Origin of the sequence: Bradyrhizobium sp. CCGUVB4N (assembly GCF_024199945.1) — a bacterium.
Taxonomy (GTDB): Bacteria; Pseudomonadota; Alphaproteobacteria; order Rhizobiales; family Xanthobacteraceae; genus Bradyrhizobium.
Map to the genome: position 1 here is coordinate 8,124,862 of NZ_JANADP010000001.1, position 24,147 is coordinate 8,149,008.

At 64.1% G+C, this 24,147-nt stretch carries 24 protein-coding genes and 1 tRNA gene; 11 read left to right on the plus strand and 14 right to left on the minus strand.

All coding sequences use genetic code 11. From position 1 onward, the window contains the following. Positions 1 to 71: 71 nt before the first annotated feature. Positions 72 to 878, plus strand: a complete 807-nt coding sequence (locus NLM31_RS37780) for an N-formylglutamate amidohydrolase (protein ID WP_254195532.1) — start codon at positions 72 to 74, stop codon at positions 876 to 878. Here NLM31_RS37780 and NLM31_RS37785 read toward each other — a convergent pair. The 4 genes from NLM31_RS37785 to NLM31_RS37800 all read right to left on the minus strand — a co-directional run bounded on the left by NLM31_RS37785 (position 875) and on the right by NLM31_RS37800 (position 4,622). Next, positions 875 to 1,858 (minus strand): DUF3592 domain-containing protein, encoded by a 984-nt coding sequence (locus NLM31_RS37785; RefSeq protein ID WP_254195533.1) that lies wholly within the window; start codon positions 1,856 to 1,858, stop codon positions 875 to 877. The two genes, NLM31_RS37780 and NLM31_RS37785, sit on opposite strands and share 4 nt — an antisense overlap. A gap of 104 nt (positions 1,859 to 1,962) precedes the next feature. After that, on the minus strand, positions 1,963 to 2,580 hold the full coding sequence (locus NLM31_RS37790) for a LysE family translocator (protein ID WP_254135539.1): 618 nt from the start codon (positions 2,578 to 2,580) through the stop codon (positions 1,963 to 1,965). A gap of 48 nt (positions 2,581 to 2,628) precedes the next feature. Next, positions 2,629 to 3,174 (minus strand): hypothetical protein, encoded by a 546-nt coding sequence (locus tag NLM31_RS37795; protein ID WP_254195534.1) that lies wholly within the window; start codon positions 3,172 to 3,174, stop codon positions 2,629 to 2,631. 2 nt (positions 3,175 to 3,176) lie between these two features. Next, complete coding sequence (locus NLM31_RS37800; protein ID WP_254195535.1) at positions 3,177 to 4,622, minus strand: LVIVD repeat-containing protein; 1,446 nt, start codon at positions 4,620 to 4,622, stop codon at positions 3,177 to 3,179. 116 nt (positions 4,623 to 4,738) lie between these two features. Between NLM31_RS37800 and NLM31_RS37805 the strand changes: the two genes are divergently transcribed. From NLM31_RS37805 to NLM31_RS37815, 3 genes are read left to right on the plus strand one after another with little or no spacing between them, the layout of a single operon-like run. Further along, positions 4,739 to 5,053 carry a helix-turn-helix transcriptional regulator gene (locus NLM31_RS37805; RefSeq protein WP_254195536.1) on the plus strand — a complete coding sequence of 105 codons (315 nt, stop codon included), beginning with the start codon at positions 4,739 to 4,741 and terminating at the stop codon, positions 5,051 to 5,053. Further along, complete coding sequence (locus tag NLM31_RS37810) at positions 5,046 to 5,516, plus strand: SRPBCC family protein (protein ID WP_254195537.1); 471 nt, start codon at positions 5,046 to 5,048, stop codon at positions 5,514 to 5,516. The genes NLM31_RS37805 and NLM31_RS37810 overlap by 8 nt, the downstream gene beginning before the upstream one ends. After that, positions 5,513 to 6,025: an SRPBCC family protein gene (locus NLM31_RS37815; RefSeq protein WP_254195538.1), complete on the plus strand. Its 513-nt coding sequence runs from the start codon at positions 5,513 to 5,515 to the stop codon at positions 6,023 to 6,025. Before NLM31_RS37810 ends, NLM31_RS37815 begins: the two co-directional genes overlap by 4 nt. Positions 6,026 to 6,173: 148 nt before the next feature. Here NLM31_RS37815 and NLM31_RS37820 read toward each other — a convergent pair whose 3' ends face one another. Then, the gene (locus NLM31_RS37820) at positions 6,174 to 6,947 is read right to left on the minus strand and encodes a DUF2189 domain-containing protein (RefSeq protein WP_254195539.1); all 774 of its coding nucleotides are present in this window, start codon (positions 6,945 to 6,947) and stop codon (positions 6,174 to 6,176) included. Positions 6,948 to 7,188: 241 nt separating this feature from the next. Here NLM31_RS37820 and NLM31_RS37825 point away from each other — a divergent pair, with 241 nt between their 5' ends. After that, positions 7,189 to 9,417, plus strand: coding sequence for an ATP-binding protein (locus tag NLM31_RS37825; RefSeq protein WP_254195540.1), 2,229 nt, complete (start codon positions 7,189 to 7,191; stop codon positions 9,415 to 9,417). On the opposite strand, the gene NLM31_RS37830 is transcribed toward NLM31_RS37825, so the two are convergent. The 7 genes from NLM31_RS37830 to NLM31_RS37860 all read right to left on the minus strand — a co-directional run bounded on the left by NLM31_RS37830 (position 9,414) and on the right by NLM31_RS37860 (position 15,008). After that, positions 9,414 to 9,854: a hypothetical protein gene (locus tag NLM31_RS37830; RefSeq protein WP_254195541.1), complete on the minus strand. Its 441-nt coding sequence runs from the start codon at positions 9,852 to 9,854 to the stop codon at positions 9,414 to 9,416. The two genes, NLM31_RS37825 and NLM31_RS37830, sit on opposite strands and share 4 nt — an antisense overlap. A gap of 2 nt (positions 9,855 to 9,856) precedes the next feature. Then, a complete protein-coding gene (locus tag NLM31_RS37835; protein ID WP_254195542.1) occupies positions 9,857 to 10,225 on the minus strand; it encodes a nuclear transport factor 2 family protein in 369 nt (122 codons plus the stop codon). Positions 10,226 to 10,305: 80 nt separating this feature from the next. Then, positions 10,306 to 10,773 (minus strand): MarR family winged helix-turn-helix transcriptional regulator, encoded by a 468-nt coding sequence (locus NLM31_RS37840; RefSeq protein WP_254195543.1) that lies wholly within the window; start codon positions 10,771 to 10,773, stop codon positions 10,306 to 10,308. Between the two features lie 9 nt (positions 10,774 to 10,782). Then, complete coding sequence (locus NLM31_RS37845; RefSeq protein WP_254195544.1) at positions 10,783 to 12,393, minus strand: acyl-CoA synthetase; 1,611 nt, start codon at positions 12,391 to 12,393, stop codon at positions 10,783 to 10,785. 10 nt (positions 12,394 to 12,403) lie between these two features. Then, positions 12,404 to 13,540, minus strand: a complete 1,137-nt coding sequence (locus NLM31_RS37850; RefSeq protein WP_254134290.1) for an epoxide hydrolase family protein — start codon at positions 13,538 to 13,540, stop codon at positions 12,404 to 12,406. Positions 13,541 to 13,790: 250 nt separating this feature from the next. Continuing rightward, positions 13,791 to 14,246 (minus strand): GatB/YqeY domain-containing protein, encoded by a 456-nt coding sequence (locus tag NLM31_RS37855; RefSeq protein ID WP_254195545.1) that lies wholly within the window; start codon positions 14,244 to 14,246, stop codon positions 13,791 to 13,793. Positions 14,247 to 14,279: 33 nt separating this feature from the next. Further along, entirely contained in the window at positions 14,280 to 15,008 is a 729-nt protein-coding gene (locus NLM31_RS37860; protein ID WP_254195546.1) for an alpha/beta fold hydrolase, read from the minus strand. 146 nt (positions 15,009 to 15,154) lie between these two features. Here NLM31_RS37860 and carA point away from each other — a divergent pair, with 146 nt between their 5' ends. Together carA and NLM31_RS37870 are read left to right on the plus strand one after the other, a co-directional pair. Beyond that, on the plus strand, positions 15,155 to 16,345 hold the full coding sequence (gene carA, locus NLM31_RS37865) for a glutamine-hydrolyzing carbamoyl-phosphate synthase small subunit (protein ID WP_254195547.1): 1,191 nt from the start codon (positions 15,155 to 15,157) through the stop codon (positions 16,343 to 16,345). A gap of 129 nt (positions 16,346 to 16,474) precedes the next feature. Continuing rightward, the gene (locus tag NLM31_RS37870; RefSeq protein ID WP_254195548.1) at positions 16,475 to 16,996 is read left to right on the plus strand and encodes a cupin domain-containing protein; all 522 of its coding nucleotides are present in this window, start codon (positions 16,475 to 16,477) and stop codon (positions 16,994 to 16,996) included. A 118-nt stretch (positions 16,997 to 17,114) separates the two neighbouring features. Here NLM31_RS37870 and NLM31_RS37875 read toward each other — a convergent pair whose 3' ends face one another. Then, positions 17,115 to 17,639: a Dps family protein gene (locus NLM31_RS37875; RefSeq protein ID WP_254195549.1), complete on the minus strand. Its 525-nt coding sequence runs from the start codon at positions 17,637 to 17,639 to the stop codon at positions 17,115 to 17,117. A 104-nt stretch (positions 17,640 to 17,743) separates the two neighbouring features. Between NLM31_RS37875 and NLM31_RS37880 the strand changes: the two genes are divergently transcribed. Together NLM31_RS37880 and NLM31_RS37885 are read left to right on the plus strand one after the other, a co-directional pair. Beyond that, entirely contained in the window at positions 17,744 to 18,445 is a 702-nt protein-coding gene (locus NLM31_RS37880; protein ID WP_254195550.1) for a class I SAM-dependent methyltransferase, read from the plus strand. A 54-nt stretch (positions 18,446 to 18,499) separates the two neighbouring features. Next, positions 18,500 to 18,575 (plus strand) — tRNA-Ala (locus NLM31_RS37885). Between the two features lie 116 nt (positions 18,576 to 18,691). On the opposite strand, the gene NLM31_RS37890 is transcribed toward NLM31_RS37885, so the two are convergent. Beyond that, positions 18,692 to 19,063, minus strand: coding sequence for a helix-turn-helix transcriptional regulator (locus tag NLM31_RS37890; protein WP_254195551.1), 372 nt, complete (start codon positions 19,061 to 19,063; stop codon positions 18,692 to 18,694). A gap of 113 nt (positions 19,064 to 19,176) precedes the next feature. Here NLM31_RS37890 and NLM31_RS37895 point away from each other — a divergent pair, with 113 nt between their 5' ends. Then, entirely contained in the window at positions 19,177 to 20,346 is a 1,170-nt protein-coding gene (locus tag NLM31_RS37895) for an MFS transporter (RefSeq protein WP_254195552.1), read from the plus strand. Between the two features lie 144 nt (positions 20,347 to 20,490). Further along, positions 20,491 to 23,955, plus strand: a complete 3,465-nt coding sequence (gene carB, locus NLM31_RS37900) for a carbamoyl-phosphate synthase large subunit (protein ID WP_254134299.1) — start codon at positions 20,491 to 20,493, stop codon at positions 23,953 to 23,955. Positions 23,956 to 24,147: the final 192 nt, after the last annotated feature.

Below are 24,147 nucleotides of genomic sequence, written 5' to 3' on the forward strand. Positions count from 1 at the left end.
TTGGGCAGACCCATTGTGAATGATTCTTTGCCCAATTTCCGGGGCGACTGCTTTTTCCATAGGCAATCAGGATGGCTTTCAACACAGCCGAGGCGACGGATCAACTCCTGGGACAAGGCGATATTCCGCCAGTGCATGAGGTGAATGCAGCAGGCACATCGCCCTTCCTGCTCACATCGGACCATTACGGCCGCATTCTGCCGCGTGCGCTCGGCGATCTCGGTGTATCGGAAGGCGAGCTAATGCGGCACATCGCCTGGGACATCGGCATCGCCGGCGTCTCCGATCGGCTTGCAAACATGCTTAACGCGCATCTCGTCGCGCAGCGCTATTCGCGCCTCGTGATCGACTGCAACCGCTCGCCCGGCGTCGCAAGCTCGATCCCCGTGATATCGGAGGCGACCACGATCCCGCGCAACGAGGGCATTTCCGACGGCGAGCGCGCGGCACGGCGGCGCGAGATCTTCGAGCCCTATCATCATCGCATCGACGCGGTGATCGACAGCCGGATACATGCCAGACGGCCGACCGTGCTGGTATCGCTGCACAGCTTCACGCCTGTGTACGCAGGCGTCGCGCGACCCTGGCACATCGGCGCGCTGTACAACCGCGACACCGTGCTGCCGCAGATGTTGCTGAAGCATCTGCGCGCAGAGGGCGATCTCGTCGTCGGCGACAACGAGCCCTATGCGGTGAGCGATCTCAGCGACTACACCATCCCCGTGCACGGCGAGGCTCGCGGCCTCGTCAACACCGGCATCGAGATCCGCCAGGACCTGATCGCAGATCAATCCGGCCAGCAGCAATGGGCGGAGCGGCTGGCAAGGATCTTCGCGGAGATCGAGATGGAGTTGAAGCCGGAGCTGTTGGCCGACTAGCCGCCCCGTGTCGCGACGAACAGCGCGAGCGCGGCGAAAATCGCGGCGATGCCCCACAGCACATAGGCGATGCGACCGTCGCCGCGCGCATCGAGCGTCGCCTCGGCCGGATTGTCGGGATTGACGTGAACCTCCACGGTCGCGCCGTCCTGGTAGCGCGACATCAGCTTCTCCAGCATCTTGTTGGAGGCCTGCGGCGTGCCCGCCGCGACCCGCGCGCATTCATTGGTATAGCGGACATTCTGGTAGCTGTAGGTGTAGGTCACGCGCTTGCCGAACATCTCGGCACCGCGGGCTTCGCCGGGCTCGCTCGCCTCGTGGTATTCTTCCATCTCCGACAGCTTGATCGTGCCCGGCACTACCGGCCAGCGCGTCGCCATAGAGGCCTGCCGCCGCACCGCCCAGGCCATCAGCGCGATGATCAGGCCGAACGCGCCGAAGCCCACGACCATGCCGGCAAGATCGGGCCGGCCGATGTGATGCGCTAGCCAGGCGTAGCTCTGGTTGAGGCCGAACGCCGAGCCGAAGATGATGGCGACCACAATCGCCGAGCCGATGCCGAGACAGCCCCACAGGCCCTTCGGCAGGTCGCGCTCCAGCACGGCCTGATCGGGATGGCGCGGATTGTAGTAGACCGTGACGATGCTGCCGGCGGGGTATTTCGCGAGCTTCTCGGCCACCTGGAAATTGCCGAGGTCCTCGCCGATCGAGATGCGGTTGCAGCTCAGTTTCCGGCCGCTCACCGAATATTCGTAAGCGACATTGGCGAAGTTGCGGCTCTCCGTGCGGTAGCCGTCCTCGCGCTCGTCGTCGGACACCCTGACCTCGCGTACCTCGGCGACTGACGTGACGACCTTGCCTGATACCTGCGGCCAGCTCCGCGCCTCGCGGGCCTGCCAGGTCTTCACAAGGGCGGCAATCAGGATCAGCGCGAGCGGCGCGAGCAGCATCGCGTAGACGAGCGGGGGCAAATTCGGCACGGCAATATCCTTCGTCGGCGGCAATGCTCCTTGGACGCACAGCCGCGGACGAAGGTTCAACCGGCAGGCTCGCTTGCTTAAGGCTCGCTTGCTTTAAGTCTTGCTCACTTGGCCCGGATCAGCGCCAGCCAGATGCCGCCGCCGATCATGAAGCCGCCGGACACGCGCGACACCATGCGGGTGCGGCGCGCCGAGAAGAAGCCACGGACCTGACCGGCAAGCAGCGCGTAGATTCCGTCGGTCAAGCCGGCAAGCACCATGAAGGTGATTCCCAGCACGAGGACCTGCGACAGGTGGTCCTTGCTCATGTCCATGAACTGCGGAATGAACGCGCCGAAGAACACCAGCAGCTTCGGGTTCGACAGCGCGACCACAAAGCCCTGCAACAGAAAGCCTCCGCGAGGGGGCGGCGGCGGCTCGTCAGCGGAGACGCCCTCGACCGGAGAGCGGATCAGCTTGATGCCGAGCCAGACCAGATAGGCCGCACCTGCAAAGCGGACCCAGTTGAACCAATAGCCCATCGTCGCCATCAGCGTGGTGAGGCCGATCGCAAGGACGCCGATCACGATCAACAGCCCTATCTGCACGCCGAGAATGTTGGTCAGCGCCGAGCGCGTGCCGTAGCGCAGGCCATTGGCGATGACGAGGGTGACGATCGGTCCCGGCAGCAGCGCCAGCGCAATGCAGGCGGCGACGAAGGCGAGATAGGCTTGCATGGACATCATGGGGGGACTCGGCTTGGGGCGTTTGTGGGTATTAATGCATGGCACTTACTTTCCGTCCAGCGCCGCCGTCACCCACGTTTTCATCTGCTGTGTCTCCAGGAATGCGAGCGCCGCATGCTGCATCGCGCTGGCGTCGCCCCGCCCCTGCGCCGCCGCGACGAAGAGATCGCAGCGGCGCGAGAGTGCAACGCCGACCGCGGCGTGGCTTGCACCGTCGGAGATCGCGAGATCATAGCGCCGCGCACGACCGTGCATCTCGCCGACACGCACCACCTCGCCCGGCGCGGTCGCCGCAAAGCGTGGGGTGATCAGATCGATATCGGCAACGCGATCGACCTCGTCGTCATCGGCGACGCCGCGGTTGCAATTGCAGAAGCCGCGCTTGGCGCGGATATAGAGCTCGGCGCCGTCGCAGCCACCGCCCTCGCAGCGAAAGGCACGGCCCGCGGGCCAGCCGTCGCGCGGGAATGGCCAGCCGAGTTCGCGCCAATGCGCTAATCCCGGCGCGGGCGACGGCGCCAGCTGATAGGCCCCGACGCCGGATGCGCCGAGCGCGGCAAGCACGAGCGCGATCGTCGCCGCGCGCCGCATCGTCAGTTCTTCGGCAGGCCGGCGACGGCGCGTGCCGGCCCGGTCAGCTCCAGGATATGCAGGCCGGTGTTGGCGCGGTCGACGATGTAGATGTAGCCACGGTCGTCGGTTTCAACATTGTTGGTCTGGATCGCGACCTTGCAACGCTCGCCGCCTTCGACGGGAATGCAGCGCTTGTCAGTCGCCTGCGTGATCGCCGGGATGAAATAGCCGACTTCCTTGGGATGATAGGGATCGCGAATGTCGAGCGCGCGCACCCCGGCATTGAAGAAGGCGATGAAGGCCATCTTCTTGTAGTAGACCGGCGCCATGCTCTCGTTCGAGGAATGCGAGCCGAAGCGGCCGCCGCGCTGGCAGAACTGCCCGCTCACCTCCGGCACGGTGTAGCTCGAGATCATCATCGGCCGCGCTTCGGTGGTGACGTCGGCGAACCACACCATCTGACGCGCCTCGCCGCATTCGTTCAGGATCGCCTCGTCGACGATCATGACGATGTCGCGGGTCTTGCCGTCCTTGTCCTCGGCGAATTCGGCGACCGGCATGTCGAGCATCGGAAACGTGGTGTGTGCGCCGTTGAACGCGGACATCGGCATCCGCGAGATCTCGGGAAAGCGCAGATTGTCCGGCGTCGGCTCCTTCGGCCCGGTCAGAAGCTTCTCGCGATCGACGATCTGCAAAATGCCGCCCTTGTTGGTGCCGTAACCGAAATAGACGCGGTTGCCATTGGGCCCGGTCGAGATCGGGCCGTGCAGCTCGGTCGGCACCGCGCCGGTCGATCCGGGCTCCTGGCCGGGCAGACCGAAGTCGCGGATTTTCTGCGGATGGGCGGGATCGGAGAGATCATAGATCTGTGTCATGCGCCGCGTGCGCCAGTCCGGCGCGCCCGAGACGAGATAGGCAATGCCGGTGTCGCACTCCCACCAGTTCTTGTGCGTGTCCTTCAGTCCGCCGATGCGCGTGATCAGCACCGGATTGGCGGGATCGGCGACATTCCAGATCTCATGCGCCTCACTGCCAAAGGTGCGCAGCATGTAGACCGCATTGGGATCGCCCTTCGGCAAGGTCTTGCCGTCGCACACGCGCACCATCTGCGCGCCACCGGATTCATACTTGCCCTCCTGCCCCGGCAGATGCCTGAGATATTTGGGATGCGCGGGATCGGTGACGTCGACGATCGAGGTCCCGTTCGGCTCCGCCTGGCCTGTCATCGGATTGACGGGCGCCGGCACGTCATCGGTGCCGCCGTGGTGGCCGATATAGGCGATCCAGCGATCGCCCTGGTGATGGATGGTCGGCTGATAGGCGCTGCGCGCCTGCAAATCGTTGGTGCCCACCAGCTTCATGTTGGACGCCTCAGGCGGCGCACCGATGGTCTGCTTCTGGGCGTGAACAAAAGTGCTGCCGGCGAAAAGGACGAGGGCGGCAGCAGTCAGGACGCAACGGAACATCAAAGTCCTCCCGGAACCAATCTGCGTTGGCTGAGATTCAAGGCTAGCACAGCCGCTCGCGCGCGCCAAAGACATCATCTTGACATGCAACCATTTGGTTGCCTATTATCGTCGCCATGGATGAGGTCTTCAAAGCGCTCGCCGATGCGTCGCGACGGTCGCTGCTGGACAGGCTTCACGCCAGGAACGGCCAGACCTTGAATGAGCTTTGCGAAGGCCTGGAGATGACGCGCCAGGCGGTGACAAAACACCTGGTCATCCTGGAAGAGGCCAATCTCGTCACGACCATCAAGCATGGCCGCGAGAAGCTGCATTATCTCAATCCCTTGCCGATCCATCAGATCGGCGAGCGCTGGATCCGGAAATTCGAGCGCGGCAAGCTCGCCGCACTCAGCGAGTTGAAACGACAGTTGGAGAAGCGTGATGAGTAAGCCGCAATTCGTCTATGTCACCTACATCGAGACCACGCCGGAAAAGCTGTGGGAGGCGCTGACGTCGAGCGCGTTCACCCGGCAATACTGGTTCGGCGCCGAGGTTCGGTCCGACTGGACGATCGGCTCGCCCTTCGCGTTGACGCTGGACGGCGAGGTCACCGATTCCGGCGAAATCCTCGAGGCCGATCCGCCGCGCCGCCTGTCCTACAGCTTCAAGCACCTGAAATACGAGGAACTGCGCGGCGAGCCGATCTCGCGCGTCGTGTTCACGCTCGAACCATTTGGCTCGCTCGTGCGTTTGACCGTGTTGCATGACGGCTTCGTCGAGGGTGGAAAATATCTCGGCGCGGTTTCCAACGGCTGGCCGGCGATCCTGTCCCAGCTCAAGAGCCTGCTCGAGACCGGCAAACTGCTCGGCATTCCGCGCGCGGCGCTCAACAAGGGGTTCGACGCAAAATGAATCTCGATCAATTCAAGCCGCAGACGGTCTACACCATCTACATCGCAGCGACGCCGGAAAAGGTGTGGGAAGCGCTGACCTCGGCTGAGTTCAGCAAGCAATACTTCTTCGGCAATGCCGTGGAGGTCGAGCCGCGGCTCGGCGGCACATTCATCGTACGCACGCCTGACGGCGCGCTGCATATCAGCGGCGAGGTGCTCGCCTACGATCCGCCCCGCAAGCTCGCCGTGACATTCAACGTCAACTGGCCCGAGCTGATCGAGAAGTTGGGACCGACTCTCGTCACCTACGAGATCGAGCAGGCCGGCGACGCGGTGCGGCTCACCATGAGCGAAGGCCACGATCGTCCGCTCAGCGATGATATTCTCGCCGGCGGTCGCTCGGGCTGGCCCGCGATCCTGTCCAGCCTCAAGAGCCTGCTCGAGACCGGCAAGCCGCTGGTGGTCAAGATGGGCCCGCCACAGCGGATGCTGGATGCGCTGAAGGCGATGGGGATCAAGACGCCGTAGCACCAACTTCCGCTGTCGTCCCGGCGAAGGCCGGGACCCATAACCACAAGATTGAGTTTAGCAGACACTCGTGGTTCGGTACCCCGACCGTTCGCAATCGATAGATCCCGCGGTATGGGTCCCGGCCTTCGCCGGGACGACACCGAGGTTACGGCACCGGCACGACCAGCCGCCGATAAAGATGCCACGTCGCATGCCCGAGCACGGGCAGCGTCACCACCAACCCGAGAAAATACGGCAGCGCCGAGACGATCAACAGCATCACGATCACCGCCGCCCAGCCGATCATCGGCAGCGGGCTGGTCACCACCGCGCGCACACTCGTCACCATGGCCGTGACGAAATCGACCTCGCGATCGAGCAGCAGCGGAAATGACACGACGGTCAACGAAAACAGAATCAGCGACAGCGCCGCCCCCACCGCGTTGCCGATCGCCAGGAACAGCAGGCCCTCGTTCGTGGTCAGCACCACTGTCATGAATTCCTGCAGGCTCGAGAACGAGGCGTGCAGGCCGAGCAGCAGCGCGATCAGAAGCCGGACCTGGTACATCCAGATCACGAACACGAACAGCGTGACGAAGGCCATCCAGCCGATCTCGCTGCGCGAGCGTATCGCCGACCAGATCGCGCCGAAGGAGATCGGCTCGCCGCGCTCGCGGCGGCGGCTCACCTCATAGAGCCCGATCGCCACGAATGGCCCGATCAGCGCAAAGCCGGCGGCCAAGGGATAAACCAGATAGATCATGCCGAAGGCGGTGAGGCAGAGCATGATGGAGATGCCGCCGGCAGCATAAAGCGCGCCGAAGCAAAGTCCGTAAAGCGGCAGCGCCTGGAAATCGCGCAGGCCCTCGACCAGCGCCTCGGCAATGTCGGTCGCCGCAACGGGACGCACCACTGGATCGACCTTGCCCGAGATGGACATCAGCTCCCTCCGCAGAAGCGCGATCTTCCGTTGCGCTCAAACCGCGATATTAGCGCCGCTGCGTACACACGCAACTTGACGCCCGATAACGGGATGATTGTGGCGACGCGGCAATGCACGCGCAGCGAAATCTTGACCATCGGTACGATTTTCCAGCCGATGGCTATGGACTGCGCAGACGATCGTGCCGCAGATTGTACCTCCAAACAAATACGCGCGAAGAGCGGACCCGCCCCCACCGATGAGCCTGCGTACCCGGTTACTGATCCTCGTCATCGCGGCCATGCTGGTGCCGGCATGCCTCGTTGGCTTGCGCTTCGTGCAGAATCGCACCAGCGAGATCAACGCGGCCCTGGCCAATCTGGCCGCGTCCGCCGACGATATTGCAAGCGATCTGGAAGAGAAGATTCAGGGCACCGCTCAGCTTCATTACGGCCTCGCCCGTGCCCGCGACCTCGACACGCGCGACAAGGCGGCATGCTCTGCGTTCCTGTCCGATGTGCGCGAAGAGTACCCGCAGTTCACCGGCATTTTGACCATCGATCCCGATGGCAGTCTGTTCTGCGACTCGCTCCGGACCAACCGTACGCTCGACCTGAACGATCGCGCCTATTTCAGGCAAGCGAAGGTCTCGCAGGGTGTCGTCGCGGTGGAGCCGGTGTTCGGCCGCCTGACCGGACTATCGGTGCTCCAGATCGCCTACCCCGTGCGATCCGATGCCGGCGTGCTGAAATTCGTGCTGCTGGCTTCGTTCAACCTGAACAAATTCGCGGAATTTCACGACAAGCGTTTGCTCGCCGAAAAGGAGATCCTGTTCGTCGACAGCAAGGGCACGGTGCTGGTCGCACCGAGGGGAGGTGACTGGAGCGAGCCCGTCGGCGCGTCAATCGCCGGTTCCGACTTGTTCCGCTTCGCTGTAACACCCGATGGTCAGGCGTCCCGCGAGGTGACCGATCGCGAGGGCCGCACGCAAGTCTGGGCCGTCGCGCGCTCGCCGTCGATCCGCAAGGCCGGCCTCTATGTCATGGTCGGACGCTCCAAGGACGGACTGGTCGCGGCAGCGAACCGCCGGCTCTACGAAGACATGGCGATCCTCGCGGTGGCCTCGCTGCTGCTGCTCGCCGGCATCTGGATCCTTGCGACCGTCGGCGTCGGGCGCCAGGTCGGACGGCTCGCCGCAATGGCAAAGCGGCTCGGGCTTGGCGATCTCAGCGCGCGCATTCCGCCGCCGCATCCGAGCGGCGAGCTTGGTGGATTGATGGCCCTGCTCAACGGCACCGCCGAGTCGCTGGAGCAGCAACGCGCGGCCATCGCTGACCTCAGCCACAAGCTCAGCCAGTCCCAGAAAATGGAGGCCATGGGCCAGCTCACCGGCGGCGTGGCGCACGATTTCAACAATCTCCTCACCGTCATTCTCGGCAACTCCGAGCATCTGGCCGACCGGCTGGCGGGCAACAAGGAATTGCAGCGGATCGCCGGCGATATCGCGACCGCCGCCGAGCGCGGCTCCGACCTGACACGCAGCCTGCTCGCCTTCGCGCGCAAGCAGCCGCTTCGGCCAAGAGAGATCGACATTGCCGAGAAAGTCGTCGGCATGGAGCAGCTGTTGCGCCGGTCGCTCGGCGAGCACATCGAGTGCAGCTTCGCGTTCGGAACGGATCTGTGGCTGACCAGTGTCGATCCCGGCCAGCTGGCAACCGCCCTGCTCAACCTCGTGCTCAACGCGCGCGATGCGATGCCCGACGGCGGCAGATTGACGGTCGAGGTACGCAACAACTCGCTCGGCCCATCCGACCTCGACGTCAACGGCGAGCCGCGCCCCGGCGACTACGTCATGGTGGCCGTGACCGATACCGGCAGCGGTATGGAAGCCGACGTCGCCAGCCGCGCGTTCGAGCCGTTTTTCACCACCAAGGAGGTCGGCAAGGGCACCGGCCTCGGCCTGAGCATGGTCTACGGGTTTGCGCAGCAGTCCGGCGGACTCGTACAGTTGCAGTCCGAGCCGGGGCAAGGCAGCGTCGTGAGGCTGTTCTTCCCCCGTATCGCCTCGGTGTTGAACGAGGACCCGGCTCCCGCAGAACAGATCATCGCGCCCGACGGAAGCGAGACCGTTCTCGTGGTCGAGGACGACGACATGGTGCGGGCCTATGTCGAGAGCGAGCTGAGGACGCTCGGCTATCGCGTCATCGCGACGTCGAACGGGCCGGCGGCGCTGGACGTGCTGCGCCAGCCCGGCGATATCCATCTGTTGTTCACCGACGTCGTGATGCCCGGCGGCATGTTTGGACCGGAGCTTGCGCGGCAGGCAACCGCGTTGAGGCCGGATCTCAAAGTGCTCTTCACCTCCGGCTATAGCCAAAATCCCGTCAAGACGCCCGACGGGGTCGACGCCCGCATTCTGACCAAGCCGTTCAAGCGGCAGGATCTTGCCGCGATGCTGCGGTCCGCCCTGTCGGCGCCGACGCGCTAGCGGGACACCAGCAGCACCGCCACGCCGAGATTGGCCGCGAACAGCGCCGCATCGATGACGAAGATCCTGAGCATCGGGCCTTTCAGCACGGGCCAGTAAGCCACGCCGACGCGGCCGCCGCGCATCAGCACCGGAAGGTTATAGGCGAACTGGCTGAAGTGGCAGGCCGCAAAGAACAGGAACAGCGCAAGCTGCGCCTCGACCGGCTGGAAGAAGAGTGGACGCACGGCCAGCAGATACAGCGAGAGCAGGCCGATCGGCAGATTGATCCCGCCGAGAAACGCCACGCTGGCCGCCAAGGTCGGCGCGATGGGATTGCCGCGCTCCTCGCGCGGCAGGAGGATCTTCAGCGTGTTGGCTTGCGCGATGCTGAACTGGATGAAGGCGCCGCCGAACCAGAGCGCGTTGAGGAGCAGAACAAAATCGGAGAGGTGCATGATCATTTTCCGTAGAAGGCTTCGCTGCGCATCACGCGACCCGCATCGTCGAAATCCATGAACTCGCTGGCTCTGACATCGCCGAGCTGCCACCACACCGTGAGGCGCTTGATCGCCTCGTCCCAGCTCCAGGCCAAAATCTTCAGGTCCGCACTTTGGATGTGACCATAGGCCTCACGCCAATAGGCGCGGATATTCTCGGCACCCGTGACAATTGGCGAACCGGTCAACGACAGCGCCAGAGGACTGCGCATCTGCGCATCGTCGGCGAAATGCGCGACGACGGCGTCGATATCGACCTTGCACCAGTTTGCGCACCACGCCGCGACAAAGCGTTCGGCGGCGGCACGATCCATTGTCTGTGCGCCCATGACGCGGCCCTCCCCCGGTTCGTTGCCGGGAAAGTGGCAAAGCTCGCGGCTCATGTCAACTATATTGACTTGACGGCCTGTCAGTTGTTGTCGGCGATCGTCTCCATGACCGCCATCCATGCCGCCGCGCCTCGCGTCCCGACCCGATCAAACGCCTCGCGCATCACCTTGCGTTCGTGGCCCGACGCGGTCTGCTCGATACGTTTCCCGGCTTCGGTCAGCCGCAAGAGCTTCGAGCGATGCTGCTCGGGCGACCGCTGCGATGTCACGAGCTTGCGCTCCAGCAATAGATTGAGCGGCCGGTTCAGGGCCTGCTTGGAAATGCCGAGGATTTCGATCAGCGATCCGATGGCGATGTCGGGCTGACGCGCCACCACGTAGAGGATGCGATGGTGCGAGCGCGACAGGCCCTGCTTGGCGAGATAGTCGTCGGCCTCGAGCGTCATCCCACGCCAGCCGTAATACATCAGCTCCAGCGCCGCATCGAGATCGTGCAGCTTGGTAAGGGAGGCGCGGTGCAGCCCCGCGGCTTGAGACGTCTTTGGCATTCCTGGAAGCTACCCCCTCGCCCGCAGCTCACGCCGCAGCACCTTGCCGGTCGCCGTCATCGGCAAGGTCTCGGCGAATTCGACGAAGCGCGGATATTCATGCGCCGCAAGCTGCACTTTCACGAATTCCTGGATCTCGCGCGCGAGCGTATCGCCCGCCACAAAACCCGGGCGCAGCACGATCCAGGCCTTGATCGATTCCGTCCGGATCGGATCGGGAATGCCGACCACGGCGGCCATCGCCACCGACGGATGCTTCATCAGCGTGTGCTCGATCTCGGACGGGCCGACGCGGTAGCCGGCGGTGGTGATGACGTCGTCCTCGCGGCTGACGTACCAGAAATAGCCGTCTTCGTCCTGCACGCCGAGATCGCCGGTGAGCAGAAACGCGCCGGCATATTTCTTCGCCGTCGCCTCGGGATTGCGCCAGTATTCGAGCATGGTCACGGGGCATGGCTGGCGCACGCCGATGATGCCGCGCTGCCCGTGTGGCTGCTCCTCGCCCTTGTCATTGACGATACGGACATCAAAACCCGGCGTCGCCTTGCCCATCGAGCCCGGGCGGATCGGAAACAGGTTCGCGTTGTTGCCGATCACCAGATTGCACTCGGTCTGGCCGAACACTTCATGGGCGTCGACGCCAAAGGTCTCGCGCACCCAGCCGAGCAACTCACCGCCGAGCGATTCGCCGCCGGTAAAAATGCTGCGCAGCTTGACGCCCGCATGTTTCACGCCGGCCTGCCGCATCAGCTTCAGCGCGGTCGGCGGCAGGAAGACGTTGCGCACGCCGAGATCGGCCATCATCTGCATCGCCGCCTGCGGCTCGAATTTTCGCGCCCGATGGCCGACCAGCGGGATGCCGTGATACCAGAACGCGAACAGGCCGTTGACGAGACCGCCGATCCAGGCCCAGTCCGCCGGCGTCCACATCAGGTCGCCGGGCCGCGGCAGGAAGTTGTGGCACATCTCGACATTCGGGAGATGGCCGAGCACGACGCGATGCGCATGCAATGCGCCCTTCGGATTACCTGTCGTGCCGGAGGTGTAGATGATCAGTGCGGGATCATCGGGGGAGGTGTCGACGGTCGCGAAGTCCTCGGACGCGGTTTCGATCGCCGACCAGAACGGCTTTGCGCCGGCGTGGACGGCGCCGCTCGTGACATAGATGTCCTGCAAATAGGGCAGCCGATCGCGGATCTTCGTGAGCTTGTCCCAGCCCGCCTCATCAGTGATGATCGCCTTCGCTTGCGAATTCGCCAGGCGGAATTCCAGCGCGTCCTCACCGAACAGCGCGAAGAGCGGAATCGAGATCAGGCCGGCGCGGAACGCCGCCATATGCACGATCGGCAGCTCCAGCGATTGCGACAGGAACACCGCAACGCGGTCGCCGCGCGTGAGCCCGTCCGCCGTCAGCACATTGGCGAAACGGCGCGACATCTCCGCGACCTCGTCGAAGGAGGTGCGTGTGGTGGCGCCGTTCTCGTCGACATAGACCAGCGCGAGACGACCGCTGCCGTCGGCATGACGATCGCAGCACGCCTCCGCCATGTTGAAGCGCGCCGGGATGTCCCAGCGGAAGTTGCGGATGAGTTCGTCGTAGGTTGCGGCTTCCGTGAGCATGGGCTTGATCCTACCGCACGGTCGCGAAGAACTTGCGGACATCGCGCACGAACAGCTCCGGCTGCTCGAATGCGGCGAAATGCCCACCCTTGTCCATCTCGCTCCAGTGGGTGATGTTGGAAAAATTCGGCTCCATCCAGCGCCGCACCGGCGTGATGATCTCCTTGGGGAACACCGCAACACCGGTCGGCACCTTCACGGCCGGCGTCGTCCGGCGCCTGCCAAAGCTCTCCCAATAGAGCCGCGCCGAGGAAGTCGCCGTCTCCGTTGTCCAGTAGAGCATGACGTTGTCGAGCAGCTCGTCCTTGTCAAAGATGTTTTCGGGGTGGCCGTCGCAATCGGTCCAGGCCCAGAATTTCTCCAGGATCCAGGCCGCCTGCCCACTCGGCGAATCCGTCAAGCCGTAGCCCAGCGTCTGCGGCCGCGTCGATTGCTGCTTGGAATAGCCGGAGTCGAGATCGACGTAATGCTTGAGCCCCGCAAGCGCGCGCTTCTCTTCCGCCGTCGGCTCACCCTCGACCTTCGGCGCGGCGTTGAAGGCGAGCGTGATGTGGATGCCGGCGCAATGCTCCGCGTCCTGCGCGCCGAGCGAGGTCGTCACCGCCGAGCCCCAGTCGCCGCCTTGCGCGCCGTAACGCGCGTAACCCAACCGGTCCATCAACTTCGCCCAGGTCGCCGCGATGCGGTCGACGCCCCAGCCGGTGGTTTTGGGTTTGGCCGAGAAGCCGAAGCCCGGCAGCGAGGGGCAGACCACATGGAAGGCATCCGCCGGATTGCCGCCATGCGCGGCGGGATCGGTCAGCGGCGCGATCACCTTCTGGAATTCGACGATCGAGCCGGGCCAGCCATGGGTGATGATCAGCGGCAGCGCGGCCGGCTCTTTCGAGCGGGCATGCAGGAAGTGGATGTCGAGCCCGTCGATCTCGGTGGTGAACTGATCGAAGCGGTTGAGTTTTGCTTCGCGCGCCCGCCAGTCGTAGCCATCCGCCCAATAGGCGCAGATCTCCCGGATCCATTTCAGCGGCGCGCCCTGGCTCCAATCATCTACCAGTTCCGCTTCCGGCCAGCGCGTGCGGGCGAGACGTGATTTGAGGTCGGCGAGGATGTCGTCGTTGATCGCGATGCGAAACGGTCTGATGGCGGTCATCGGTTGCCTCCCGATTGTTTCTGTCGGGAGAGAGTAGACCGGATCGCCACAACAACAAAGGCGTCCATCCTCCCCTGGAGGGGGAGGATCGGTTCGCATGGAGCGAAGCGCAATGCGAACCGAGGTGGGGTGATCTTTCCACACGAGCGGTACCCGAGTGGAGAGATCACCCCACCCCGCTCGCGCTTCGCGCGATCGACCCACGAGCGAGCTCCGCTCGTCTCGGACCCCTCCAGGGGAGGGTAAGAGGCTAGCCCGACAGTGCCGACTTCACGAGACCAGATGCCTTGCCAAAGTCCATCTGGCCGGCGTACTTCGCGCGCAACGCGGCGATCACCTTGCCCATGTCCTTCATGCCGGCGGCACCGGTTTCGGTGATGGCGCCCGCAATCGCCTTCTTCACCTCGTCGTCCGACATCTGCTTCGGCAAGTACGCCGAGATGACCGCGATCTCGTCGCGCTCCTGGGCTGCGAGCTCGGCGCGGCCGCCCTTGTCGTAGAGCTCGACCGACTCCTGGCGCTGCTTGATCATCTTCTGGAAGACGCCGAGCAAATCGGCGTCCGACAGCGGCGGCTTGCCGTTGCCGCGCGCTTCGATATCGGCATTCTTGATGGTCGAATTGACCATGCGCAGCGTGGACAGCTTGCGCTCGTCCTTGGCCTTCATGGCCTCCTTGACCGCATTGTTGATGTCGTCGCGCAGCATGATGGTGATCCCTTCGAGTATCCGACGCCTGATCTAGGCCGTTCGCGCCCCTGACACAACCGGAGTTCCCAGCCATTCGGCCAGCGCCCGCGTGGTCGCCTCGGGCTGCTCCGGCTGCGGCAGATGTCCGCAATTGGCCAGAACGACCAGCTTCGCGCCGGCAATGCCCTCCGCCATCTCCTTCGAGAAGGCGTTGGGAATGGTGTTGTCCTCATCGCCCGTCAGCACCAGCGTCGGGCATCTGATCGCCGCCAGTGTGGGGCGTGAATCCACCCGTGCGATGATCGCGGTCTGCTGGCGCAGATAGCCTTCGACACCGACGTCGTCGCCCTGCTCATGCACGAGTTGACGTAGGCTGAGATCGTTGTGGCGCGAAGGATGCACCAATTCCGGAAACATCTCCTCGCGCGCGGCGCGCAACTCGCCGCGCTTGGCGCGCTCCATCAGGCCACGACGGCGCGCGGTCGCCTCCGGCGTATCAGGCCGCGCCTGGGTGTTGATCAAGGCGAGCTTCGCCACCCGTTCGGGGGCCTGGCGCATGATCTCCAGCGCGATGTAGCCGCCCATCGAATGGCCCGCGAGCGCGAAGCGCGGCGGGGCCTCGCTCAGCACGCGGGCGGCGATCGCCGCCATGCTGTCGTCGCGGATATGGTTGGCAACCATCACGGGGCCAAAGCGCCAGAGCGCGGGGATCACGGGCGCATAGATGCGGGCCGAGGAAGCCAGCCCCGGAACCAGTAGAAGCGGGGTGGTCTGGTCCATTATTGCCTCGCAAGCCCAGGAATTTGCCGGAAATTATTCCGCCAAGCTTAAGTGCCTGAGGGGACCTGTCAAATATGCAAAAACGCATGTGAATCCGCCGTTTCCCGCTTTGACGGACACGCTTCGGGGGCTTATGAAGCGGGCTCATGACACAACATGAAAACGATAACGCTTGGCCGGACCATAAACCGACCGCGCTCCTTGTGCTCGCCGATGGCACGGTGCTCGAAGGCTTTGGTCTCGGCGCCGAAGGCCAGGCCGTCGGTGAAGTCTGCTTCAACACCGCGATGACCGGCTATGAAGAGATCCTCACCGATCCCTCCTATGCCGGGCAGCTCATCACCTTCACCTTCCCGCATATCGGCAACGTCGGCACCAACGACGAAGACATCGAGACGGTGAACATGGCCGCGACGCCCGGCGCGCGCGGCGTGATCCTGCGCACCGCGATCACCGATCCCTCGAATTACCGCGCCACCAAGCACCTCGACCAGTGGCTGAAGGCGCGTGGCATCATCGGCCTCTCCGGCATCGACACCCGCGCGCTGACCGCGCTGATCCGTTCGAAGGGCATGCCCAACGCCGTGATCGCGCACGCCAAGGACGGCGAGTTCGATCTCCATGGCCTGAAGGAAGAAGCGCGCGAATGGCCCGGCCTCGAGGGCATGGACCTCGTGCCGATGGTCACCTCGGGCCAGCGCTTCACCTGGGACGAGACGCCGTGGCTGTGGGACAAGGGTTTTGGCCGGCAGGACAACCCTGAATTCAACGTCGTCGCCATCGACTACGGCATCAAGCGCAACATCCTGCGCCTGCTCGCCGGCGTCGGCTGCAAGGTGACGGTGGTGCCGGCAACGACCTCGTCCGAAGACATTCTGGCGATGAAGCCGGACGGCGTGTTTCTGTCGAACGGCCCGGGCGATCCGGCCGCGACCGGGAAATACGCGGTGCCCGTGATCCAGGACGTAATCAAGTCGGGGACGCCGACCTTCGGAATTTGTCTCGGTCACCAGATGCTCGGCCTCGCCGTCGGCGCGAAGACCAAGAAGATGCATCAGGGCCATCACGGCGCCAATCATCCCGTGAAGGACGAGACCACCGGCAAGGTCGAGATCACCTCGATGAACCACGGTTTTGCGGTGGACGAGAACACGCTGCCGAAGGGCGCAACGCAGACCCATATCTCGCTGTTCGACGGATCCAATTGCGGCATCCAGCTCGACGGCAGGCCGGTGTTCTCGGTGCAGTACCATCCCGAGGCGTCGCCGGGTCCGCGCGACTCGCACTACCTATTCCAGCGCTTTGCCGATCTGATGCGGCAGAAGAAGAGCGCGTAAGGCGCGCTCGACATTGCTTCGTGACATTCAGGCCCGGGCTCGTCCCGGGCCTTTTTTGTTGTTCCGAGAACTGGGAACACCACCGAATTTCTCTCGTTGAACCTGCTACGCTCGCGCAGGAGCCCTGCCATGTCCGTCGTCCGCGACTATGCTGAGCCGCTCGCCATCGTCTTTAGGGATGACGGGCTGGTGCCGAACAACATCCTCCCCTTCCTGGTTTACCAGGGCGCGGTGGCTCTCGATCTGAAGCACCCCGAGGAGACCATCGAAAACCTGTTCGAAACCAACAATTGGGGCGGCACCTGGCGCAACGGCGTCTACGATTACCTGCACTACCACGCGACGGTGCATGAGGTGCTCGGCGTCGCGCGCGGCCATGCCCGCGTTCGCTTCGGCGGCGATCACGGCCAGGAGCTGGACATCAAGGCCGGCGATGTCGCGATCCTGCCGGCTGGCACGGGACATCAGCGCATCAATGCGAGCGACGATTTCTGCGTGATCGGCGCCTATCCGCCGGGCTCGCGGATGAAGGTCACGCGGGCCACGCCAGAGAACCACGCCAAGGCGTTGAAGACGATTCCGAACGTCGCACGTCCGCCGGCCGATCCGGTCACGGGCAAGCACGGCGCGTTGATGCGGTTGTGGCGGTAGTTACCGGCGACGGTGCCGTAGGGTGGGCAAAGGCGCATTTGCGCCGTGCCCACGATCTCTCAATGATTGATACGAGACGTGGGCACGCTTCGCTTTGCCCACCCTACGGAGGTTCGGCTTAAGCCTCGTTGCCGCCTTCCTGGCGGGTGGCTTCGAACAGGAACCAGGTCCGGCGCTCAGTCTCGTCGATGAAGTTCTCGAGGATGCTGGCGCTGGCGACGTCGCCGGCGTCGTCGCAGACCTCGTGCGCTTTGCGCATTGCGGCCGCGACATGCTTGTTGTCCTGCATGAGCTCGCGCAGCATTTCGCGCGGCGGGACGTAGTCCTCGTTGTTGTCCTTGATGGTCTGGAGCTTTGCGATCTGGCCGATCGACTTCACCGTGGTGCCGCCGATCTTGCGGACGCGCTCGGCGAGCTGGTCGGTGGTGGCAAAAATCTGGTCCGACTGCTCGTCGAGCAGCAGGTGATAATCGCGGAAATGCCGGCCGCTGATGTGCCAGTGGAAATTCTTGGTCTTGAGATACAGCGCGAACGCGTCGGCCAGAAGCACGTTGAGCGCCTCCGAGACCTTGTTGACCGCCTCGGGCTGCAGATCGGTGGGGGTGTCGAGGTCGGGCGAGACCTTGCTGGGGGCTTTGCTCACGGGAAACCTTCCTGTTAGGACGCGGACATTGACGGCGCGCCGTCGCACCCCTAACGCAAGGCGGGCAGCGCGGTTCCTATCTAGGAACCGCCGGGCGGGATACCATGGACGATTGGATCGATTATTACGACTCGACGCATACGATCTATGTCAGCAAGCTGCATCGCGATTTGCACTTCCAGATCATCGCGCGGGACATCATCAGCTACATCACCTCGCCCGACGCGACCGTGCTGGATTATGCCTGCGGCGAGGCGCTGTCGGCGAGCCAGGTGGCGGCGGCCTGCGGCCAGCTGATCCTGGCCGAACCCGCGCCCGGCGTGCGCGGCCGGCTGATCGCGCGGTTTGCGCCGAATACAAAAATCCGTGTTCGGTCACTCGACGACGTCCGCAAGATGCAGGACCAGTCCATCGATCTCGTCGTGATGAACTCGGTTGCGCAATACATGACGGCGGAGGAGCTCGATGCCGCACTCATCAATGTCAGGCGTATCCTGAAGCCGTCCGGCAAGCTCGTGCTCGGCGATATCCTGCAGCCCCATGTCGGCATGGGCCGCGACGTCACGGCGCTACTCTCCTTCGGCCTGCGTCACGGCTTCCTCAAGGACGCGCTGATCGGGCTCGTCAGCACCGCGCTGTCAGATTACCGTCATCTGCGCACGCGCATCGGGCTCAAGCGCTACAGCGAGGACGAGATCGCGGCCAAGCTGAAGGCCGCGGGCTTCGCAAGCCAGCGCGCCAACACCAATATCGGCCATAATCGCTGGCGCATGACCTTCATCGCGCGGCCGCCTTTGGTGCGTTAAGCATAACACTTGGCTGAGGTGGCTTGTCGCAGCTCGATCGGACATGATCGCCGCGGCCCGGTGGCGGAAGCGTCTACGCGAGAGCAGTGCATTGCTCTTCATCCTGGTTCAAATCCAGGCCGGGTCTCCACGCTTCGCCCCTGCGGGGCTACGCGTGGCGCAGCCACGCAAGGCCCGCAGGGGCGAAGCGTGTCCGGCGTAGCCGGAGCGAAGCGATGGCGAAGACGGACTGTCCGCCCAAAGACTTCAATCCACCTTCACGACTTCGCACGTCGCAATCAGCTCAAGCCTGTCCGCATCCTTCGCCGCTGACTTGAGCACGGCGTCAAGCAGGCCGGGAAAGCGTGCCTCGAGATCCTCGCGACGCAGCCGCATGAAGCGGTTGGTGCCCGCGATTCGCGTCTGCATCAGCCCGCAATCGCGCAGCTTTGCGAAGTGATAGGTGAGGTTCGACTTGCCGGAGAGGCCGTTGAAGTCGCCACAGCAAAGCTCGCTGCTGACACGTTCCTGCTGGGCGAGCTGATACACGATCGCCAACCGGATCGGATCGCTCAGACAATCCAGAACCAGCGGCAGCTCGATCTGCTCGCGGGTGGGGTGGGGGGGCGTGCGGCTCATGATCCGGGAATCATAGCGATGCGGTCGCAATGTTCAATAGTTCTTGAACCAATTGACTCCTGAATCGTCATCTTCGATAGTTCAATAAACATTGAACATAGGGAATGTTAGCAATGAGCGTGTTCTGGCTGGCCCTGGGGGCCTTTGCGATTGGCACCGAAGGCTTTGTGATTGCTGGGCTTTTGCCGTCGATCGCCAGCGACCTCTCGATTTCGGTCTCGGCCGCCGGCCAATTGGTCACCGCCTACGCCCTCACCTACGCCGTGGGCTCGCCGATCCTGGCGGTGACGCTGAACAATATCGACCGCCGCACCGTGCTGGCGCTCGCGCTCTTGACCTTCATCGCCGGAAACCTCGCCGCAATGGTCGCCTCCAATTACGCTGTGCTGCTGGCCTCTCGCATGCTGATGGCGCTGGGTTCCGGGCTGTGCATGCCGACGGCGCTGGCGGTGTCCGTGGCGGTCGCCTCGCCGGAACGGCGCGGCCGCGCGGTGGCGCTCGTCACCTCGGGCCTCACCGTCGCGACCGTCATCGGCGTGCCCCTCGGCAATCTCGTCGGCAGCTGGTTCGGCTGGCGCGCGACTTTCGCCATGGTCGCAATGATCGGCGCCGTTGCACTCGCCGGCCTTCTGCTCGGCCTGCCTCGCGGGCTGCCGCGCAACACGGCCTCGCTCAGCGAAAGGCTTGCGGTGGCGCGTCACAGCAATGTCGTGATCGCGCTTCTGATCACGATTTTATGGGCGCTGGGCGGCTTCACCGTGTTCACCTATTTCGCGGTCCCGCTGCGCGGCCTCGGCTTCGACGCTTCGCAGATCAGCCTTGCCCTGCTGGTGTTTGGCGGCGCAGCCGCGATCGGAAACATGCTTGGCGGCGTCCTGGCCGACCGGCTCGGCACGATGGCCACCGCGGCGCTCGGGCTCGCCGGCATGGCGAGCGCGCTGATCCTGCATTCGCTGGTCCTGAAGCTCCTGCCCGGACAGGCGCATTACGCAGTGCTTGGGGCGATCTTCCTCTGGGGCCTTTCGGGTTGGGCGTTCTATCCGGCCCAGATCGCAAGCATTATCCGGATCGAGCCGCAGGCCTCGATGATCGCGCTCTCGCTCAACGCCTCCGCCATGTATCTCGGCTTCGCCATCGGCGGCGCCCTGGGCGGGGCCGTGCTGGCCACCCTCTCGCCAAACGACCTTGGCTGGATCGGCGGAACGAGCGTTGCGGCCTCGCTTCTCGTGCATCTCGCCCGTGGCTGGCAGGCACGGCCGAAACCCGTTAAAATTGCCGGTTGATGGGCGTTTTTCGGGGTTTCGCCGCCCCGAAAACTGGTCTAAGACCCACCCGCGCGCGAGGGAGACCAACGCGCTCTCGGCCACAGGGGACGCGCAGCAAGCGCGCCCTTTTTTTGTGCCCAAATTCCACTTCGGCGAGAGTTGATGCCCAAACGTACAGACATCACCACCATCCTGATCATCGGCGCCGGTCCCATCGTGATCGGCCAGGCCTGCGAGTTCGACTATTCGGGCACGCAAGCGGTGAAGACGCTGAAGGAAGAGGGCTATCGCATCGTCCTCGTCAATTCCAATCCGGCCACGATCATGACCGATCCGGAATTGGCGGATGCGACCTATATCGAGCCGATCACGCCCGAGATCGTCGCAAAAATCATCGAGAAGGAACGTCACGTCGTTCCCGGCGGCTTCGCGCTGCTGCCGACCATGGGCGGACAGACCGCGCTGAACTGCGCACTGTCGCTGCGCCGGCAGGGCACGCTGGACAAGTTCAACGTCGAGATGATCGGCGCCACGGCCGATGCCATCGACAAGGCCGAGGATCGCCAGCTGTTCCGCGAGGCCATGACCAAGATCGGGCTCGAGACGCCGAAGTCGCGGCTCGCCAATGCATCCGAGCTGAAGAAGTCGTTCCGCGATAAATACCACGCCGAACGTGAGAAGCTGTCGGGCGCAGCACTCGAGGAGCTCGATCGGCAATGGACCCTCGGTGAGAGCGACCGCCGCAAGCGCTACCAGGAATACGCTTTCGGCCAGGCCATGATGGCGCTGTCCGAGATCGGCCTGCCTGCGATCATCCGCCCCTCCTTCACCATGGGCGGCACCGGCGGCGGCATCGCCTACAACAAGGAAGAGTTCCTCGACATCATCGAGCGCGGCCTTGACGCCTCCCCCACCAACGAAGTCCTGATCGAGGAATCCGTCCTCGGCTGGAAAGAGTTCGAGATGGAGGTGGTGCGCGACAAGAAGGACAATTGCATCATCGTCTGCTCGATCGAGAATTTCGATCCGATGGGCGTGCACACCGGCGACTCCATCACGGTCGCGCCGGCGCTGACGCTGACGGACAAGGAATATCAGATCATGCGCGACGCCTCGCTGGCGGTGCTGCGCGAGATCGGCGTCGAGACCGGCGGCTCCAACGTGCAGTTCGGCGTCAATCCCGAGGACGGCCGCATGGTCGTGATCGAGATGAATCCGCGGGTGTCGCGTTCGTCGGCACTGGCCTCGAAGGCCACCGGCTTCCCGATCGCAAAGGTCGCGGCAAAACTCGCGATCGGCTACACGCTCGACGAAATCGCCAACGACATCACCGGCGGCGCGACGCCGGCCTCGTTCGAGCCGACGATCGACTACGTGGTGACCAAGATCCCGCGTTTCGCCTTCGAGAAATTCCCGGGCGCATCGACCACGCTGACGACGTCGATGAAGTCGGTCGGCGAGGTCATGGCGATCGGCCGCACCTTCCAGGAGAGCCTGCAGAAGGCGCTGCGCGGGCTCGAGACGGGATTGACCGGCCTCGACGAGATCGAGATCGAAGGCCTTGGTCGCGACGACGACAAGAATGCGATCCGCGCCGCGCTCGGCACGCCGACGCCGAACCGCATTCTGCAGGTTGCGCAGGCGATGCGGCTCGGCTGGTCGAACGAGGACATCTTCAACTCCTGCAAGATCGATCCGTGGTTCCTCGGCGAGATGCGCGGCATCGTCGACATGGAGGAGAAGGTCAGGAAGCATGGCCTGCCCGGCAATGCGTTCGGCATGCGTACCCTCAAGGCCATGGGTTTTTCGGACGCGCGCCTTGCGGTGCTCGCCGAGACGACGGAGGCCGAGCTCACCGCGAAGCGTCACGCGCTCGGCGTCCGTCCGGTCTACAAGCGCATCGACACCTGCGCGGCCGAATTCGCCTCGCCCACTGCCTACATGTACTCGACCTACGAGTCGCCGTTTGCGGGCAGCGTTGCCGACGAGAGCACGCCGTCGGACAAGAAGAAAGTCATCATCCTCGGTGGCGGTCCGAACCGTATCGGCCAGGGCATCGAGTTCGACTATTGCTGCTGTCACGCCTGCTTTGCGCTGCATGACGCCGGCTACGAATCCATCATGGTCAACTGCAACCCCGAAACGGTGTCGACCGACTACGACACCGCGGACCGGCTCTATTTCGAGCCGCTCACCGCCGAGGACGTGCTGGAGATCATCGCCAAGGAGCGCAGCAACGGCACGCTGCACGGCGTGATCGTGCAGTTCGGCGGCCAGACCCCGCTGAAACTCGCACGCGCACTGGAAGCTGCCGAAGTACCGATCCTCGGCACCTCGCCCGACGCCATCGACCTCGCCGAAGACCGCGACCGCTTCAAGCGCGTGCTCGACAAGCTGCGGCTGAAGCAGCCGAAGAACGGCATTGCCTATTCGGTCGAGCAGGCGCGCCTGGTTGCGACCGATCTCGGCCTGCCGCTGGTGGTGCGTCCGTCCTATGTGCTAGGCGGCCGCGCGATGCAGATCATCCGCGAGGAGAACCAGCTCAGCGATTACCTGCTCGGCACGCTGCCGGAGCTGGTGCCGGCCGACGTCAAGGCGCGCTACCCGAACGACAAGACCGGGCAGATCAACACCGTGCTCGGCAAGAACCCGCTGCTGTTCGACCGCTATCTGTCCGACGCGACCGAGATCGACGTCGACTGCCTCTGTGACGGCAAGGACACGTTCATCGTCGGCATCATGGAGCACATCGAGGAAGCCGGCATCCATTCCGGCGACTCGGCCTGCTCGCTGCCGCCGCACTCGCTCGACGCCAAGATGATCGAGGAGCTGGAGCGGCAGACCCGCGAGCTCGCGCTCGGCCTCGACGTCGTCGGCCTGATGAACGTGCAATACGCGATCAAGGACGGCGAGATCTACGTGCTCGAGGTCAATCCGCGCGCCTCGCGCACGGTGCCGTTCGTCGCCAAGGTGATCGGCACGCCGGTCGCCAAGATCGCCGCGCGCATCATGGCCGGCGAGAAGCTCGCCGACTTCAAGCTGAAGAAGGCCGACTTCAAGCATGTCGGCGTGAAGGAATCGGTGTTTCCGTTCGCCCGCTTCCCCGGCGTCGACACGGTGCTTGGTCCGGAGATGCGTTCGACCGGCGAGGTCATGGGCATCGACCGCTCCTTCGCGGTCGCCTTCGCCAAGAGCCAGCTCGGCGGCGGCACGCGGGTGCCGCGCAAGGGCACGGTGTTCGTCTCGGTGCGCGAGAGCGACAAGACGCGCATCGCGGAGGCCGTCCGCGAATTGCATTCGCTCGGCTTCAAGGTGCTGGCGACCTCCGGCACGGCGCGCTTCCTGACCGATGAAGGCATCCCGACCGAGAAGGTGAACAAGGTGCTGGAGGGCCGGCCGCATATCGTCGACGCCATCACCAATGGCGACGTCCAGCTGGTCTTCAACACCACCGAAGGCCCGCAGGCGCTTGCCGACAGCCGATCGCTGCGGCGCGCGGCCCTCTTGCATAAAGTGCCGTATTACACCACTCTTTCCGGGGCCGTGGCGGCCGCGCAGGGCATCCGCGCCTATCTTGGCGGAGACCTTGAGGTTCGTACCCTGCAGAGCTACTTTTCGGAAACCTGATCGCGGGCGGCAGCTTCGCTGCAGCTAAGTGATTGGCAATGAAGCCACAATGGCCGGAGGAACTGTCCCGGCCATGTGGTTGTTCTGTTCCGGCGCCAGACCCACATAACGCTCCGGCGGCGGCGTGTTCAGCCCCCGGACATACTGACGAATCAAGGTTGGCGCGCCCTCTGTTGTTGGCGGGCGCGCGAC

Excerpts from the sequence above, each read along its gene's own strand:
- NLM31_RS37835 (WP_254195542.1), bottom strand. The coding sequence starts at position 10,225 with ATGGGCGCACAGACAATGGATCGTGCCGCCGCCGAACGCTTTGTCGCG.
- NLM31_RS37820 (WP_254195539.1), bottom strand. The coding sequence starts at position 6,947 with ATGTCCATCTCGGGCAAGGTCGATCCAGTGGTGCGTCCCGTTGCGGCG.
- NLM31_RS37800 (WP_254195535.1), bottom strand. The coding sequence starts at position 4,622 with ATGTTCCGTTGCGTCCTGACTGCTGCCGCCCTCGTCCTTTTCGCCGGC.
- NLM31_RS37855 (WP_254195545.1), bottom strand. The coding sequence starts at position 14,246 with ATGCTGCGCGACGACATCAACAATGCGGTCAAGGAGGCCATGAAGGCC.
- NLM31_RS37895 (WP_254195552.1), top strand. The coding sequence starts at position 19,177 with ATGAGCGTGTTCTGGCTGGCCCTGGGGGCCTTTGCGATTGGCACCGAA.
- NLM31_RS37840 (WP_254195543.1), bottom strand. The coding sequence starts at position 10,773 with ATGCCAAAGACGTCTCAAGCCGCGGGGCTGCACCGCGCCTCCCTTACC.
- NLM31_RS37890 (WP_254195551.1), bottom strand. The coding sequence starts at position 19,063 with ATGAGCCGCACGCCCCCCCACCCCACCCGCGAGCAGATCGAGCTGCCG.
- carA (WP_254195547.1), top strand. The coding sequence starts at position 15,155 with ATGACACAACATGAAAACGATAACGCTTGGCCGGACCATAAACCGACC.
- NLM31_RS37810 (WP_254195537.1), top strand. The coding sequence starts at position 5,046 with ATGAGTAAGCCGCAATTCGTCTATGTCACCTACATCGAGACCACGCCG.
- NLM31_RS37830 (WP_254195541.1), bottom strand. The coding sequence starts at position 9,854 with ATGCACCTCTCCGATTTTGTTCTGCTCCTCAACGCGCTCTGGTTCGGC.
- NLM31_RS37805 (WP_254195536.1), top strand. The coding sequence starts at position 4,739 with ATGGATGAGGTCTTCAAAGCGCTCGCCGATGCGTCGCGACGGTCGCTG.
- NLM31_RS37780 (WP_254195532.1), top strand. The coding sequence starts at position 72 with ATGGCTTTCAACACAGCCGAGGCGACGGATCAACTCCTGGGACAAGGC.
- NLM31_RS37795 (WP_254195534.1), bottom strand. The coding sequence starts at position 3,174 with ATGCGGCGCGCGGCGACGATCGCGCTCGTGCTTGCCGCGCTCGGCGCA.
- NLM31_RS37860 (WP_254195546.1), bottom strand. The coding sequence starts at position 15,008 with ATGGACCAGACCACCCCGCTTCTACTGGTTCCGGGGCTGGCTTCCTCG.
- NLM31_RS37825 (WP_254195540.1), top strand. The coding sequence starts at position 7,189 with ATGAGCCTGCGTACCCGGTTACTGATCCTCGTCATCGCGGCCATGCTG.
- NLM31_RS37880 (WP_254195550.1), top strand. The coding sequence starts at position 17,744 with ATGGACGATTGGATCGATTATTACGACTCGACGCATACGATCTATGTC.
- carB (WP_254134299.1), top strand. The coding sequence starts at position 20,491 with ATGCCCAAACGTACAGACATCACCACCATCCTGATCATCGGCGCCGGT.
- NLM31_RS37790 (WP_254135539.1), bottom strand. The coding sequence starts at position 2,580 with ATGTCCATGCAAGCCTATCTCGCCTTCGTCGCCGCCTGCATTGCGCTG.
- NLM31_RS37845 (WP_254195544.1), bottom strand. The coding sequence starts at position 12,393 with ATGCTCACGGAAGCCGCAACCTACGACGAACTCATCCGCAACTTCCGC.
- NLM31_RS37870 (WP_254195548.1), top strand. The coding sequence starts at position 16,475 with ATGTCCGTCGTCCGCGACTATGCTGAGCCGCTCGCCATCGTCTTTAGG.
- NLM31_RS37850 (WP_254134290.1), bottom strand. The coding sequence starts at position 13,540 with ATGACCGCCATCAGACCGTTTCGCATCGCGATCAACGACGACATCCTC.
- NLM31_RS37815 (WP_254195538.1), top strand. The coding sequence starts at position 5,513 with ATGAATCTCGATCAATTCAAGCCGCAGACGGTCTACACCATCTACATC.